This window comes from Streptomyces sp. NPDC048650, from assembly GCF_043199095.1.
Classification (GTDB): Bacteria; Actinomycetota; Actinomycetes; order Streptomycetales; family Streptomycetaceae; genus Streptomyces.
The window spans coordinates 237683-252603 of record NZ_JBICVM010000007.1 but is presented as its reverse complement, the minus strand read 5'-3'; the positions used below and the strand labels follow the sequence as shown (position 1 = coordinate 252603).

General features: G+C 73.8%; 10 protein-coding genes. 5 read left to right on the top strand and 5 right to left on the bottom strand.

Annotated features, from left to right (window positions below; translation table 11 throughout):
* Positions 1 to 163: 163 nt before the first annotated feature.
* The 3 genes from ACGFML_RS21710 to ACGFML_RS21700 are packed head-to-tail and all read right to left on the bottom strand — an operon-like array spanning position 164 to position 2479.
* Entirely contained in the window at positions 164 to 1144 is a 981-nt protein-coding gene (locus ACGFML_RS21710) for an acyl-CoA dehydrogenase family protein (protein WP_393546404.1), read from the bottom strand.
* 8 nt (positions 1145 to 1152) lie between these two features.
* The gene (locus ACGFML_RS21705; RefSeq protein WP_393545983.1) at positions 1153 to 2307 is read right to left on the bottom strand and encodes an acyl-CoA dehydrogenase family protein; all 1155 of its coding nucleotides are present in this window, start codon (positions 2305 to 2307) and stop codon (positions 1153 to 1155) included.
* A gap of 10 nt (positions 2308 to 2317) precedes the next feature.
* A complete protein-coding gene (locus ACGFML_RS21700) occupies positions 2318 to 2479 on the bottom strand; it encodes a hypothetical protein (RefSeq protein WP_393545981.1) in 162 nt (53 codons plus the stop codon).
* A gap of 179 nt (positions 2480 to 2658) precedes the next feature.
* On the opposite strand from ACGFML_RS21700, the gene ACGFML_RS21695 reads away from it, so the two are divergent.
* Genes ACGFML_RS21695 through ACGFML_RS21685 form a run of 3 tightly spaced genes read left to right on the top strand, consistent with a single transcriptional unit; the run spans position 2659 to position 8223 of the window.
* The gene (locus ACGFML_RS21695) at positions 2659 to 4206 is read left to right on the top strand and encodes an AMP-binding protein (protein ID WP_393545979.1); all 1548 of its coding nucleotides are present in this window, start codon (positions 2659 to 2661) and stop codon (positions 4204 to 4206) included.
* A gap of 38 nt (positions 4207 to 4244) precedes the next feature.
* Positions 4245 to 5432: a winged helix DNA-binding domain-containing protein gene (locus tag ACGFML_RS21690; RefSeq protein ID WP_393545977.1), complete on the top strand. Its 1188-nt coding sequence runs from the start codon at positions 4245 to 4247 to the stop codon at positions 5430 to 5432.
* Positions 5433 to 5478: 46 nt separating this feature from the next.
* Entirely contained in the window at positions 5479 to 8223 is a 2745-nt protein-coding gene (locus ACGFML_RS21685; protein ID WP_393546402.1) for a pentapeptide repeat-containing protein, read from the top strand.
* Here ACGFML_RS21685 and ACGFML_RS21680 read toward each other — a convergent pair.
* Positions 8138 to 10276, bottom strand: a complete 2139-nt coding sequence (locus ACGFML_RS21680; RefSeq protein ID WP_393546400.1) for a protein kinase — start codon at positions 10274 to 10276, stop codon at positions 8138 to 8140. The two genes, ACGFML_RS21685 and ACGFML_RS21680, sit on opposite strands and share 86 nt — an antisense overlap.
* A 218-nt stretch (positions 10277 to 10494) precedes the next feature.
* Between ACGFML_RS21680 and ACGFML_RS21675 the strand changes: the two genes are divergently transcribed.
* Positions 10495 to 11853: a serine hydrolase domain-containing protein gene (locus ACGFML_RS21675; protein ID WP_393545976.1), complete on the top strand. Its 1359-nt coding sequence runs from the start codon at positions 10495 to 10497 to the stop codon at positions 11851 to 11853.
* Here ACGFML_RS21675 and ACGFML_RS21670 read toward each other — a convergent pair.
* Positions 11751 to 13457, bottom strand: coding sequence for a glycerol-3-phosphate dehydrogenase/oxidase (locus tag ACGFML_RS21670; RefSeq protein WP_393545975.1), 1707 nt, complete (start codon positions 13455 to 13457; stop codon positions 11751 to 11753). The two genes, ACGFML_RS21675 and ACGFML_RS21670, sit on opposite strands and share 103 nt — an antisense overlap.
* A 193-nt stretch (positions 13458 to 13650) precedes the next feature.
* On the opposite strand from ACGFML_RS21670, the gene ACGFML_RS21665 reads away from it, so the two are divergent.
* Positions 13651 to 14898 carry a nucleotide sugar dehydrogenase gene (locus ACGFML_RS21665; RefSeq protein WP_393545974.1) on the top strand — a complete coding sequence of 416 codons (1248 nt, stop codon included), beginning with the start codon at positions 13651 to 13653 and terminating at the stop codon, positions 14896 to 14898.
* Positions 14899 to 14921: the final 23 nt, after the last annotated feature.

Sequence of the window (14921 nt, the reverse complement as noted above, 5' to 3'; positions counted from 1 at the left end):
AGCGTACCCGAGCGGAACGCCGACTCCCGCCTGTGACGAGTCACGCGTAGGACACAACCCGATATCGACCCTGCGTGACCGCTTGTGCGTACGGTGTCCGACATTTCACGCGTCGACCGTCGGAATCCGGCTTCGCCGCTCACGCGGCACTCCGCCCCCTCGGTCACCGTCCGGCGATCAGGCCCGCCGCCAGCGCTTCTTCCGCCTCGCCGGCGCCACCCCAGCACTCGGCTCGCAGCCAGGCCCGCTTCAGATGCAGATGCACATCCGCCTCCCAGGTGAACCCCATGCCACCGTGAACCTGCAGGCAGTCCCGGGCGTTACGCACCGCAGCCTCGTCGGCGAGCAGTTTCGCGCCCGCCACCTCGAGACCACTCTCCGTGACCGATGACGCATACACCGCACTTCGGGCGATTTCGGCTCGTACGAGCATCTGCGCGCACAGGTGCTTGACCGCCTGGAAGGAGCCGATCGGGGCGCCGAACTGCTCGCGTTCTCGTGCGTACGCGACGGCCATCTCGACCGTGCGGGCCGCGCTGCCCAGTTGCAGGGCGGCGGTCAGCAGCGCCGCCTCACGGCGCAGCCGGGGCACGTCCAGAGGGAGGGGGTCATGACGGGGAACGTCCGTCAGTCGGGCGAGCGGGGTGAGCGGATCAACGGAGGCAAACGGGGCGCAGACTGCCTCGGCGGGTGCACTTCGATACGCCCTCTCCTCGCGCCCTACGCGCCTCGATTCCGCCCCCGGTGCGCCCGCGAGGGCGATCAACACGTCGCAGTCCGCGGGGTGTTCCCACAGCCCCGGACCCGCCGTCACGTCGACCAGCGCGGCGATCCGCTCGCCGGTCGCGACGCCGTCCACCACCCCGGCCAGCAGGTGGCAGGCGACCAGCGGGCCCGGCAGCAGCGCCCGCCCCGCCTCCTCGAAGAGCAGGACCGCCTCGGGCAGCCCGAGCCCCACCCCGCCGTCCGACTCCGGCAGCCGCAGCGCGAAGACGCCGGCCGCGCCCAGCTCCCGCCACAGCGCGCGGTCCGGCGCGGGGTCGTCCACGGCCGCCCGGAGCCGCTCACGGCCGTACCGACCGGCCAGCAGCTCCCGCATGCCGCCCTGCAACGCCTCCTGCTCCGCATCGAGTTGGAAGTCCACCGGACGGTTCACCGCCCCTTCGGCAGGCCGAGGATGCGCTCGGCGACGATGTTCCGCTGGATCTGCGAGGTACCGGCGGCGATGGTGTACGCGAGGGCGGACAGCCGGTCGGCGACCCATTCCCGGTCCGCGTCCAGCGCACCGGCGCCCAGCACCTGCGCCGCCGCGTCGTACAGCTCCTGGCGGGCGTGCGAATAGCGCAGCTTGAAGACGGAACCGCCGGCCCCGGGGACCCCGCCACCGCGCTGTGCCTCACTGACGTTCCACTGGGTGAGCCGCCAGAGCGCCGTGAACTCCGCGTTCAGCCGGCCGAGCCGGCGGCGCAGCACGGCGTCGTCCCAGCGGCCGTTGGCCCGCGCCGCGCGGGCGAGGGCGCCGAGCACCCGGCGGCAGGCCACCACCTCGCCGACGAAGGCGGTGCCGCGCTCGAAGGAGAGCGTCACCATGGTCACCCGCCAGCCGTCGTTCTCCGCCCCGACACGGTTGGCGGCCGGCACCCTTACCTCGTCGAGGAACATCTCGGCGAACTCCGTCGAGCCGGCGAGGGTGCGCAGCGGCCGGACCGTGACACCCGGCGCGTCCATGGGCATCGCGAGCCAGCTGATCCCGCGGTGCCTGGGCGCCCGGGGATCCGTACGCACCAGGAGTTCGCACCAGTCGGCGACCTCGGCGTGCGAGGTCCAGATCTTGGAGCCGGTGACGACATAGGTGTCGCCGTCCCGTACCGCCTTCGTGCGCAGCGCGGCGAGGTCCGAGCCGGCGTCCGGTTCGCTGAAGCCCTGGCACCAGATCTCGTCGCCGCGCAGGATCGGCGGCAGCCAGCGGGCGCGCTGCCCGGCGGTGCCCTCGGCGGCGATGGTCGGGCCGGCGTGCAGCAGCCCGACGAAGCCCGCGCCGACATAGGGCGCACCGGCCAGTTCCGTCTCCTCCAGGAAGATCAGGTGCTGGGTGGGGGTGGCGCCCTGCCCGCCGGCGTCGCGGGGCCAGTGCAGTCCGGCGTATCCGGCGTCGTACAGCATCCGCTGCCAGGCGGCGTCGTGGGCCCGCCGCCCGGGCCAGTCTGCCGGGGCGGGTCGGGCCGGGACCTTGGGCAGCACCTCGCCGAGCCAGGCGCGGAGCCGCGCCCGGAACTCTTCCTCTTCCGCCGTGTACGTGAGGTCCATGGGGCGGCGGCTACGCGTGGCCGAGGCCGCGTTCGGGGCCGCGTTCGGGGCCGCGTTCGGGGCCGCGTGCGAGGTCGAGGCCGAGCGGCAGCCGGGTCGCGAAGCGGCTTGCGGGTTCGCTCACCTGGCCGTCGATGCCGATGATGCGCGGTGGCCCTGCCGGGTTGCCCATCGTTTCCCCTCGCCCTGGTGCCGGCCGGCGCGCACCGGCGTATCCGATGGCGCACCTGATGCTCCGTCAGAAATAGGCTAGCCCGGCGCACTCTGGACCGACAAGACGCCGACCTCTAACCTCACCCAAGAAACCTGACACTCCGTCAATTCATGCTGTCCCCCAGGAGGTCTGCGCAGATGTCCCTGCCGACCGGCGCCACCTTCTGGGACCTGGTCGCCTGGCGTGCCGCCCGCACCCCCGACGCACCCGCCCTCGTCCAGGGCGCCGAGTCCGCCCGGCACGAGCGGCGGATCACCTTCGGGGCGCTGCACCGGCGGGCCGAGCGGGTCGCCGCCGGCCTGTACGAACGGGGCGTACGCCCCGGCAGCCGGGTCGTCTGGCAGCTGCCGACCCGCATCGAGACGGTGCTGGTCAGCCTCGCGCTGACCCGGATCGGCGCCGTCCAGAGCCCGGTCGTCCCGCTCTACCGCGACCACGAGGTCGGCCAGGTGCTGCGCCGCACCCGCGCCGCCTTCCTCGTCACCCCCGGCACCTGGCGCGGCTTCGACCACACCGCGATGGCCCACCGCCTGGCCGCCGCACTGCCCGGACCGCTCACCGTCGTCGAGGCGTACGACGCGACGTGCGGAACCCTCCCGGACGGGGACCCCGACGTCCTGCCGCCACCGCCCGCCGACCCCGACGAGGTCCGCTGGATCTACTGGACGTCCGGCACCACCGCCGCCCCCAAGGGCGTCCTGCACACCGACCGCAGCCTGCTGACCGCCGGCCGCTGCCTGGCCGACGCGCTGCGCCTGGGCCCGTCCGACATCGGCTCGATGGCCTTCCCCTACGCCCATGTCGCCGGGCCCGACTACACCGTCATGCTCCTGCGGCACGGCATCCCCGCCGTCCTGCTGGAACACTTCGCGCTACCGGCGTCGCTGGCCGCCTACCGCCGCCACCGCGTCACCGTCGCGGGCGGGTCCACCGCCTTCTACGCCCTCTTCCTCGCGGAGCAGCGCACCCTGCCGCCCGGCCGCCGTCTCCTGCCCGACCTGCGCCTGCTGGCCGGCGGCGGCGCGCCCAAACCCCCCTCGCTGTACCACGAGGTCACCGCCGAGCTGGGCTGTCAGCTCACCCATGGCTACGCCATGACCGAGGCCCCGATGGTGACCATGGGCGACCCCGACGACCACCCCGGACACCTCGCCGCCACCGACGGCCGGCCGCCCGCCGGGATGGAGATCCGGATCGCGCCCGGAAGCGGGGAGATACGACTGCGCGGCCCCGCCGTCTGCCGCGGCTACCTGGACGAGCCCGCCCCCTTCGACGCCGACGGCTTTCTCCCCACCGGCGACCTCGGCCGCCTCACCCCCACCGGCCACCTCGTCATCACCGGCCGCCTCAAGGACATCATCATCCGCAAGGGCGAGAACATCTCCGCCCAGGAGATCGAGGAACTGCTCCATCGGCATCCGGACGTCGCCGACGCGGCGGTCATCGGACTGCCGGATCCCAGGCGCGGCGAGCGGGTCTGCGCGGTGATCGAACAACACGCCAACACAAGGGAGTTGACGCTCCCCGACATCGTCGCGCACCTGCGTGCGCAAGGGCTGGCGCCGCACAAGATCCCGGAGCGGCTGGAGGTCCTGGCGGCGCTGCCACGGGGAGCGACCCTGCGCAAGGTCCTCAAACAGGAGCTGCGAGAACGCTTCGGGGGCACCGGGGAGCCCAGCGTGTAGGACACCCCCTGTCCTCCTCGCCCCGTACGGTCGCCCCCATGAACCGCACCCGCCCCCACATCGACACCGCCGGACGCCGGGCCCGCCTCGGGCGGCGCCATCTGCTGGCGACCGCCCGTCGGGCGGCCCGCACCGAAGAGGTCGCCGACGCGCTCGTGGGACTGCATGCCAGCGACCCGGCCACCGTCCATCTGGCGGCCTGCGCCCGGCTGGCCGCACCCGGCCCGGCGGATGTGGAGCGGGCACTCTACGACGATCGCTCGCTGGTCCGGCTGCTGTGCATGCGGCGCACGCTCTTCGCGGTCGGCGCCGAGCTCACGCCGGTCGTCGCCTCCTCCACGGGCCGGGCGATCGCAGCCAGGGAGCGGGCCGGCATGGTCAAGTGGATCACCGAGGGCGCCCCGGGGTGGGACGAGCGGCGGCTGGCCGAGGTGGAGGCGAAGACACTCGCCGCACTGGCCGCGCGAGGCGAGGCGACGGCCGCCGAACTCGCCGCCGACGTGCCCGCCCTGCGCGACACGATCGTGGTCTCGCCCGGCAAGTCGTACGAGGCCACGGTCGCCGTCTCCAGCCGGATCCTGCGCGTACTGGCCGCCGAGGGAAGGATCCGCCGCGGCCGGCCGCGGGGCAGCTGGACCAGCAGCTCCTACCGTTGGACACCCGGCACCGCGTTCGCCGACCTGCCCGCGCCGCCGGCCGCCGAGGCACGCGCCGCCCTCGCCCGCCGCTGGCTCGCCGCGTACGGCCCGGCCACCGTCGCGGACCTCAAGTGGTGGACGGGCTGGACACTGACCGACACCCGGCGGGCGGTGGCCGCCACCGATGCCGTCGAGGTGACCCTGGACGACGGCGTGAGTGCACTGGCACTGCCCGACGACCTCGGCCCGGCCCCCGCCCCCGAACCCTGGGCCGCCCTCCTCCCCGCCCTCGACCCCACGGCCATGGGCTGGAAGTCCCGCGACTGGTACCTCGATCCGGACCACGTACCCCCGCTCTTCGACCGCAGCGGCAACGTCGGGCCGACGGTGTGGTGGAACGGCCGGATCATCGGCGGCTGGGCCCAGCGCGCGGACGGCGAGGTCGTGTGGCGGCTGCTGACGGACGACGGCGGCGGCGAGGCCGCCTCGGCGGTGGAGACCGAAGCGGCGCGGCTGGCACGGTGGGTGGGCGACGTGCGCGTCACACCGCGCTTCCGGACGCCGCTGGAGCGGGAGTTGAGCGCCTAGGTGAGTGCGCCTGACGTCCCGTCGTCCGCCGGAGGGGGGAGTGCGGATGCGCTCCCCGTGGGCCCGCGGGCCGGGCGGGACTCCGGACCGAACCGTCCGGCCGGGACGTCCTCCGTCACCGGGGGCTGTACGTGCTCGTCGCCTGCGCGTACAGCGTGTCCACCGTGCGGCGGCCGGTGTCGGGGCCGATGACCAGGACCAGGTGGTAGCGGCCGTTGTGGATCATCGCGAGGTTGCGCACATACACCTGGCGTCCGCTGCTGTCCTTCCAGGTGAACGTGCCCTCGGCCATCGCCGTCTTCCCGACGTCGATCCGCCGCAGACCGGACGCCGAGGACCAGCCGGAGCCGCGGTACGGGGCCAACTCGCCCTCCTTGTCCTGCTGATAGGCCATCGGGTCCGTGCCGAAGTGGGCGGTGGTGTCGCGGCCGGGCACGATCAGGAGCTCGTAGTCGCCGTCGACGTAACGGACCTGGCCGCGGTCGTTTCGGCCGCGCCGCTGCCAGCCCTGGTGGACGGCGACCTGGAAGCCCTCGGGGTCGCGCAGGAGCCGGAAGCCCTTGGCGAGGTGCGCGGGCTCGGTGGGCTGCGGCGCCTGGCCGCCGCCCTGTTCCCCGCTCTGCCCCGGACCGCCGTCCCGGCCCTCGGTGGGGGCCGGACTGCCGCCGGATGCCGCGCCCGCCACGCCCGTGCCCTCGGCGCCGCCCGCCCCGGCCTCGGCACCGGACTTCGGCATGAACACCATGGCGTAGACGACCGCGCCCACGAGCAGCAGCAGCACCAGAGCCAGCAGCAGCCGGCCCAGATGCCGCGGGCCGCGCCCGCCCGGTGCCCGCTCGGCGTCCCGGTCGCGGGCCGGCCGCGGTGCCGTGTCGAGACCGACCTGGACGAGCAGCTGCTGTTCGTCGTGCGGCTGCTCGGCGGCCGACGGGCCGGCACCGGTGGCGGCCCTGGCGGGCCTGGGCGGCTTGGCGGAACGGGGCTGATGGAGTGGCTTCGGCTGCTTCGGCGGGCGGGGCGGGCGGGGCACGGGGACCACCGGCGACGCCGGCGCGGCGGCGGGCGACGCGGCGGCCGCGGGCGGCACCGGGCGCGACTGCCGCCCCCCACGCGCCCGCTGCTTCTTGTGCCGCCCCTTGCGGACCAGCTCACCGCGGCGCCGCACGATCGGCAGCCGACGGCCGTCGGTGCCCTGCCCCAGCGCCGGGACCGTCACCAGCCGGCGGCCGATGTCCGGTTCCGGCGCCGTGCGGATCAGCTCGCGCAGCCGGCCGCGCACCTCCTCGGCGTCCGGCCGCCCGGCGGGGTCCCGGCGGAGCAGCGAGGCGACGAGGCTGCTCAGCTCCTCGCCGCACTCCCCGGCCTCGGCGGGCGGCTGCGAGCGGACCAGCTCCGCCAGCTCGGCGGAATTCTCCTCGGGAAACGGGGGGTGGCCCTGGACGGTACGGAAGAGCAGCGCGCCGACCGCCCAGAGATCCGTGGCGGGACCCGGCACGGCGGTCGCCCCACCGCTCTCCTGCGGCGGTTCGGCCTGCTCCGGAGCCCAGCGTTCGGTGACCGGGCCGACGGTCTGGAGGCGCGCCTGCCACGCCCGCTCCGCGGCCAACCCGGCGGTCGGGCGTCCGTACGAGGACGCGTGCGGGGCCTTGACGAGCAGGACCTTGCCGTCCTCCGGAGCCGACTCGCGCCGTGGCGCGGGCAGTTCCCCCGGGTCGAGGTGATCGCTGTACGGGTCGAACGCCGCCCGGGCGACGGCTTCGTGAGTGCTCCCGGCGGCTCCGGCCGGCTCGCGGCGGGAGGCCGGCGCCGCGTCCTTCGTCGTGCCGTCCTTCGTCGTGCCGTCCTGCGGCGTGCCGTCCTTCGTCGTGCCGTCCTTCGTCGTGCCGTCCTGCGGCGTGCCGTCCTTCGTCGTGCCGTCCTGCGGCGCCGTCTCCCGCGGCGCCGCTTCGTAGCCGCACAGCGCCTCCTGCGCCGCGCCGACCGCCAGGCCGCTCAGGATCGCCCGGCCGTCGTCGCAGACCAGGACCGTGCGGGCGGTGATGTTGCGGTGCAGCCGGCCGTGCGCATGGAGGGCGCGCAGGGCGGTGAGGACGTCGGCGGCGATCTCCGCGGCGCGGTACGGGTCGAGCGGCTCCTCGGCGAGGAGCGCGGACAGCGGACGGGCGGGGATGAGCTCGCCGGCGATCCACAGGCTGCCGTCCTGGGCGAAGGCGTCGAAGACCTGGTCCAGCAGCGGGTGGTCGGGCACCTGCGCGGCCGCCGTGACGGCGTCCAGGGCGCGGCGTACGGCCGGATCGCGCGGGCTGCGGTCGGCCGTCCGCGCGCCCGCGGCCCCGGGCGCGGCACCGGAGAAGCCGGGGTCACCGACGACCTCCGCCTCGACGACCTCCGGCAGCGGCACCTGACGGAGCAGCACCTCCTGCCCGCTGTAGGTGTCGAACGCGCGGGTCTCGGCGAAGTCCTCGTCGCCCGCGGGCCGCAGCGGCAGGCGGTATCGCTCGGCGAGCACCCTTCCCGCGTACTCGTCCACGACGCCTCCCCAACAGCGCTCAGCCGTACGGCGTTCACGCGTACGGACTGCTCGCTCTCACGATACGTGCCGGGACCGACACCGGACCGCGCCGCGTCAGTCGTTCACCGCACCGGCCGTTCGGCGCGCCGGCCCCGGAACCGGCCCCGGAACCGGCGCCCCGGCTCCGCGCGCGTCAGTCCTTCACCGCGAAAGTGCGGAACGCCGTCTCGCGCAGCTGCCGGCACTCCTCGTCCGACCAGGCGTCGGCCTTGCACGTGATCATGATCGCGAAGCCGTGCTTGTCGTCGGCCTTGAAGCCGCGGTCGAGGACCCGTACCTTCTCACCGCTCTGCTGACGGGTGAACGACCAGTCGGCGACCGTCGGATAGTCCCGCCACTTGACGGACTTGATGCCGATGAGGTGGTAGCCGGGGGTGGAGCGGGCCACGGCCGGCTCCAGCTCGCGCCAGGAGGCCGCCGCGTCGGTGCCGGGCTTGGCGTTGTAGTCGATCTGGATGCGCGGGAACCCGCCCGAGGCGCTGTATATGGCGCCGGAGCCCTGCCCCGCCGTGGCGGTCTGCTTGAAGCCCGCGGGCATCGCCGCGGTGAAGTGGAACCGGCCGTTGGAGACCGGCGCGAAGCCGTCCGGCAGCGCCTTGTCGCCCTTACCGCCCTTGCCGCCCTTGCCGCCCTGGTCGTCGCCCTTGTCGTCGGCGGAGCCGGAGCCCGGCGACCCGTCGCCCGACGGGCCGGTCTGCTCGTCGCCCGACTTGCTCGCGGCGTCCTGCTCCGGCGTCTTCTTGCCGTCCTTCGACGGCTTGGCGTGCCCGGTGACGGCCTTGCCGTCCTTCTTGCCCGAGGCGCTGTTCGCGTCGTCCCCGCCGCTGAGCGCCAGGGCCAGGATCGTGCCCAGTACCAGGAGTGCCACGACCACGGCGGCGATGATCAGCGTGCGGCGGGGTACGACATCGGTCACCGAGGCCCGGGGGACGGGCCGGCTCCCGTCGCCGGGTCTGGACTCGCTGCGGGCCGCGGCCGCGTTGCGTACCGACTGCAGGGCCGCGCGCATCCGCTCCTTGGCGGCGTCGGCGTCGAAGCCGGGGCGGGCCGCGGGGCGATCGGTGGTCGGCGCGGCCTCGGCTGCGGCGGAGTCCGGGCGCCCGGCGGCGCCGTCGGCGGAGGTGTCGGCGGATCCGGCCGGCTCCGCGGCGCGGCCGGTCTTCTTCGGCGCGCTCTTCGCGGCGGTGGAGGCGGCGGGCGCGGAGGCGGCCGGGGCGGACGCGGCGGCGGCCCTGCCGGCGGCACCGGCACCCACCGCGGCGCTGCGGGCCCCGGACTCGGGCCTCGCCTTCGCCTTCCGCGCCTCCTTGGGCTTGGGCGCGGCCTTGGTCCTGGGCTCCGCCTTCGGCTTCGGCTTCGGCGCGGCCTTGGCCGCGGCGGACTCCCGCTCCGCGGGCACCGTGGGCAGCGTCATCGCCCGCGTCGCGTCCATCGGGGGCTCGGGCTCCTTGGGGCCGTTGACGGCCTCGCGCAGCAGCGCCCGCGCGCCGGCGTCGTCCAGCCGGGCCGCCGGGTCCTTCACCAGCAGGCCGTAGATGACGTCTTCCAGGACGCCGGCGCTCTTGGGCGGTTCGATCGGCTCGGTCATCACCGCGGTGAGGGTGGCGATCGCCGAACCCTTGTCATAGGGCGGGTGGCCCTCGACGCAGGCGTACAGCAGGCCGCCCAGCGACCACATGTCGGCCGGCGGGCCCGGCTTCTGGCCGCGGGCGCGCTCGGGGGAGATGTAGGAGGGGGCGCCGACGAGCATGCCGGTAGAGGTGACGGAGGGGTCGCCCTCGACCTGGGCGATGCCGAAGTCGGTGAGCACGACCCGGCCGTCGTCGGACATCAGGACGTTGGACGGCTTCACGTCGCGGTGCAGGATGCCTTCCTTGTGCGCGGCGCGCAGCACGTCCAGGACGGCGAGGCCGACCTCGGCGGCGCGGTGCGGGGTGAGCGCGCCGTCGTCGCGCACCACCTCGGCCAACGAGCGGCCCTCGACCAGCTCCATCACGATCCACGGCCGGTCGTCCTCGTCCACCACGTCGTAGACGGTCACCGCGCCGTTGTTGCGGATCCGGGCGATCGCCTTGGCCTCGCGCAGCGTACGGGTGATCAGACGGCGCTTCTCGTCCTCCTCGACCCCGCCGGGGAAGCGCAGTTCCTTGACTGCGACCGTCCGGCCCAGGACCTCGTCGCGTGCCCGCCAGACGGTGCCCATGCCACCCCGGCCGAGAACATCGGCGAGCCGGTACCGGCCGGCGAGCAGCCTGCCCTCCTTGCCGTCCATCTCGACCTCGTCGCCCACGGAAACCCCTCTGCAATCCAGCCGAGTTGGCACCGCGACCCCATGTCGAAACCCATGTTGATCGCCAAACTGACCCAACTCGGACAACCCACCCTGGCGGAGCCTTCATTCTCCCTCATCCACGGCCGTGGGGAAGGCCCGGGTCGTTCCGGGAGGACACCGCTCACCCGTCATGATGGCACCGACGAACGGGAGTACCGATGACGATGCGCTCGCCCCACCGAGCCGCACTGGCCGCCCTGCTCGCGCTGACCACCGTGGTCCTGACTGCCTGTAGTGGTCTGACGCACTCCGTCCCCGTCCCGTCCGCGGAGGTCAGCCGCCCGCCCGCCACGACCGTTCCGGCGCTGCACCGCCTGGTGGACCACGGGGCACCGGGCGCCGCCTCCCTGACCACGCGCGAGGGCCGGTTCTGGGGCTCGCGCTTCTCCACGGCCGGCGTCGCCGATCTGCGCACCGGCCGCAGGATGGACCGGTCCGACCACTTCCGGGCCGGCAGCCTCACCAAGCCTCTGGTCGCCACGGTGATCCTGCAACTCGTCGCCGAGCACAAACTGACGCTGCACGACACCGCCGCCGCCCACCTCCCGGCGGGCGTCCCGGCCAAGGGGACGGCCGGCGGGGGCGATCTGCGGAAGGTGACCGTCCGCCAGCTGCTCGACCATACGAGTGGTTTGTTCAACTACACCGACGACCCGCGGCTGGCCGAGCAGCTGACCGGCGGGGGCTTCGGTACGCACCGCTACGACACCCACCCCGCCGGCCAGCTGCTGCGGATCGCCCTCGACCACCGCCCGGTGGCCGCGCCGGGCACCCGCTACGCCTACGCCAACACCAACTACCTGGTCCTCGGCCTGATCATCCAGGGGGTGACCGGCCACTCGTACGCCACGGAGATCCGCCGGCGCCTCCTCGTCCCCGCGGGGCTGGACCACACCTCCTTCCCCGGCACGGACCCGGTGCTGCCGAAGCCGCACGGCCGCGCGTATGCGCAGATCGGCGGCCGGCGGGTGGACGCCACCTCCCTGGACCCGAGCCTGGCCGGGGCCGCGGGCGAGATGGTCAGCACGCTCGGCGACCTCAACCGCTTCTTCTCCGCGCTGCTCAGCGGCGAGTTCCTGGCACCGCGCCAGATGGCCCAGCTGCGCGACGAGAAGGCCACCGACGGCGCCTACGGCCTCGGCCTGTACGCGACCGAGCTGCCCTGCGGCGTCACGGTCTGGGGCCACAGCGGCGACATCAACGGCTCGTACGTCGAGACCGCGGGCACCGCCGACGGGCGGCACCTCCTCAGCTACCGGGTGAACACCGACGCGCTGGCCGAACCGGCGGACGGGGCGGCCCTGCTGGCGGCGGAGTTCTGCCCCGGGCGGGCGGCACGGGGCGGCGCCCGTCCCGTGCCGCCCGTCACCCGCGGGGGCGGGACGGCACGGTGCGGACAGTGCCCGGCGACGGGCTACAGCGGCACGATGTCCGGCGCGCCCAGCCGGGCCGCATCGGCCGTCAGATCGTCCGGCTGCCGCTGCGATTCGCGCTCCGCCTCGACCCGCTTCTCGTAGTGCGTGATCTCCTTCTCGATCTGGGCGCTGTCCCAGCCGAGCGCGGGCGCCATCAGCTCGGCCACCTCACGGGCGCTGCGGGTGCCGCGGTCGAAGGTCTCGATGGAGATGCGGGTGCGGCGTGTCAGGACGTCATCGAGATGCCGCGCGCCCTCGTGGGTACAGGCGTAGACCGCCTCGGCGCGCAGGTAGTCGTCCGCGCCGCCGAGCGGTGCGCCCAGTGAGGGGTCGGCCACCACGAGCTCCAGCAGCTCCTCGGCGAGCGCGCCGTAGCGGTTGAGGAGGTGCTCGATCCGGGCGACGTGCAGGCCGGTGCGCGCCGCGATCCGGGCCCGCGCGTTCCACAGCGCCTTGTAGCCCTCGGCGCCGACCAGCGGCACGTCCTCCGTCACACACTCCGCGACCCGCTGGTCCAGCCCGTGCACCGCCTCGTCCACGGCGTCCTTGGCCATCACCCGGTACGTCGTGTACTTGCCGCCGGCCACCACGACCAACCCCGGCACCGGATGCGCGACGGTGTGCTCGCGCGACAGCTTGCTGGTGGCGTCCGACTCCCCGGCCAGCAAAGGCCGCAGGCCGGCGTATACGCCTTCCACGTCGTCCCTGGTCAGCGGTATGGCGAGGACGGAGTTCACATGCTCCAGCAGATAGTCGATATCGGCGCTGGAGGCCGCCGGGTGGGTCTTGTCCAGGTCCCAGTCGGTGTCCGTCGTCCCGATGATCCAGTGCCTCCCCCACGGGATGACGAACAGCACGCTCTTCTCCGTACGGAGGATGAGCCCCGTCGTCGAATGGATCCGGTCCTTGGGGACCACCAGGTGAATACCCTTCGAGGCGCGGACGTGGAACTGTCCGCGCTCGCCGATCATCGCCTGGGTGTCATCGGTCCACACCCCGGTCGCGTTGACGACCTGCCGGGCCCGGACGGCGTACTCGCCGCCCGCCTCGACGTCCTGCACTCGCGCGCCGACCACCCGCTCGCCCTCGCGGAGGAATCCCACCACCCGCGCCCGGTTGGCGACCTGGGCGCCGTAGGCCGCGGCGGTGCGCACCATCGTCGCCACATAGCGCGCGTCGTCCATCTGGGCGTCGTAGTACTGCAGCGCGCCGACCAGCGCGTCCTTCTTCAGGCAGGGCGCCACCCGCAGGGCCCGCCGGTGCGAGAGATGGCGGTGCACGGGCAGCCCGCGGCCATGGCCCGAGGAGAGGGACATCGCGTCGTAGAGCGCCACGCCGGAGCCCGCGTACCAGCGCTCCCACCCCTTGTGCTGGAGGGGGTAGAGGAACGGCACGGGCTTGACCAGATGCGGCGCCAGGCGCTCCAGCAGCAGGCCACGCTCCTTGAGCGCCTCCCGCACCAGCGCGAAGTCCAGCATCTCCAGATAGCGCAGACCGCCGTGGATGAGCTTGCTCGACCGGCTCGACGTGCCCGAGGCCCAGTCGCGCGCCTCGACCAGGCCGGTGGCCAGTCCGCGCGTCGCCGCGTCCAGTGCCGTACCGGCGCCGACGACGCCGCTGCCGACCACCAGAATGTCCAGCTCCTGCTCCGCCATTCGAGCGAGCGCCTCGGCACGCTGCGCCGGTCCCAGTGTCGCTGTCTTCACCAGTGCCTCCCGCTGTGATCGGTGCCACGCCAACGATCCGTGGTTTCTGACCGCGCTACATGCCGGTATCCCCGCTCTCCCCGCTTCGGCAACACCCCCGCCCTCTTGATCCATCAATCCCTATTCTGGATCAAATGTCCGCTTAGTCTATTTATGCGCCATCCGGAATCACTCGGGAAGGACGGCAGCAGCCATGCCCGCAGACCTGGCCGTCATCGGACTCGGTCACATCGGCCTCCCTCTCGCGCAGGCCGCCACCGCCGCCGGTATCAGCACCATCGGCTACGACCCCGACCCGCACGCCGCCGTCCCCTCCGGCGCCGACGGGCCGCTGTCCGCGACCGAGATCCGCCGCCTGCTCGCGGCGGGCTTCCGCACCACCGCCGACCCCGCCGCCCTCGGCAAGGTCCGCACGGCCGTGATCTGCGCGGCCACCCCGCTCGGCGAGGACCGCGCCCTGGACCTGAGCGGCATCGCCGACGCGGCACGGGCACTCGCCCCGCGGCTGCGCCCGCACACCACCGTCATCCTCGAATCGACCGCCTACCCGGGCACCACCGAGGAATTCCTGCGCCCGCTCCTCGAAGAGGGCTCCGGACTGACCGCGGGACGCGACTTCCACCTCGCCTGCTCCCCCAGCCGCCACGACCCCGGCAACCGCACCCACCGCTACCGCAACATCCCCAAGGTCATCGGCGGCCTCACCCCCGCCTGCACGGAGGCCGCGGCGGCGTTCTACGGCCGGATCGCCGACAAGGTCGTCCGCGCCCGCGGCCCCCGCGAGGCGGAGACCAGCAAGGTGCTGGAGACCAACTACCGCCACATCAACATCGCCCTGATGAACGAGATGGCGGTCTTCTGCCACGACATCGGCGTCGACCTGTGGGACGTCATCCGCTGCGCCGAGACCAAGCCGTTCGGCTTCCAGACCTTCCGCCCGGGCCCCGGGGTCGGCGGCCACGCCGCCCCCATCGACCCCAACTACCTTTCCTACAAAGGTCGTTCGCTGGGCTACCCGCTCCGCATGGTCGAACTCGCCCAGGAGGTCAACGGCCGTATGCCGCGCTACGTCATCCAGCGCTGCGCCACCCTCCTCAACGAGCACGGCAAGTCCGCCCGCGGCGCCCGCATCCTGCTCCTGGGCGTCACCTACAAACCGGACATCGGCGACCAGGAGGCGGCCCCGGCCCGCGAGATCGCCTCCCGCCTGATGGAACTGGGCGCGAACCTGACCTACCACGACCCCTACGTCCCCCAGTGGAACGTCCTCGACCGCCCCGTTCCCCGCGCGGACTCCCTCTACGAGGCCGCGGCCGCCGCCGACCTGACGGTGCTGCTCCAGCCGCACCGCACCTACGACCTCCAGGGCCTGTCCGTGAAGGCGCAGCTCCTCCTGGACACCCGCGGCGCCACCCCCACGGGGGCCGCCCACCGGTTGTGACCCGGGCGGCACCGAAGGCATCG

Coding starts and splice junctions, on each gene's coding strand:
- ACGFML_RS21705 (WP_393545983.1), bottom strand. CDS start 2,307: ATGGACCTCACGTACACGGCGGAAGAGGAAGAGTTCCGGGCGCGGCTC.
- ACGFML_RS21665 (WP_393545974.1), top strand. CDS start 13,651: ATGCCCGCAGACCTGGCCGTCATCGGACTCGGTCACATCGGCCTCCCT.
- ACGFML_RS21695 (WP_393545979.1), top strand. CDS start 2,659: ATGTCCCTGCCGACCGGCGCCACCTTCTGGGACCTGGTCGCCTGGCGT.
- ACGFML_RS21675 (WP_393545976.1), top strand. CDS start 10,495: ATGACGATGCGCTCGCCCCACCGAGCCGCACTGGCCGCCCTGCTCGCG.
- ACGFML_RS21680 (WP_393546400.1), bottom strand. CDS start 10,276: ATGGACGGCAAGGAGGGCAGGCTGCTCGCCGGCCGGTACCGGCTCGCC.
- ACGFML_RS21690 (WP_393545977.1), top strand. CDS start 4,245: ATGAACCGCACCCGCCCCCACATCGACACCGCCGGACGCCGGGCCCGC.
- ACGFML_RS21700 (WP_393545981.1), bottom strand. CDS start 2,479: ATGGGCAACCCGGCAGGGCCACCGCGCATCATCGGCATCGACGGCCAG.
- ACGFML_RS21685 (WP_393546402.1), top strand. CDS start 5,479: ATGCGCTCCCCGTGGGCCCGCGGGCCGGGCGGGACTCCGGACCGAACC.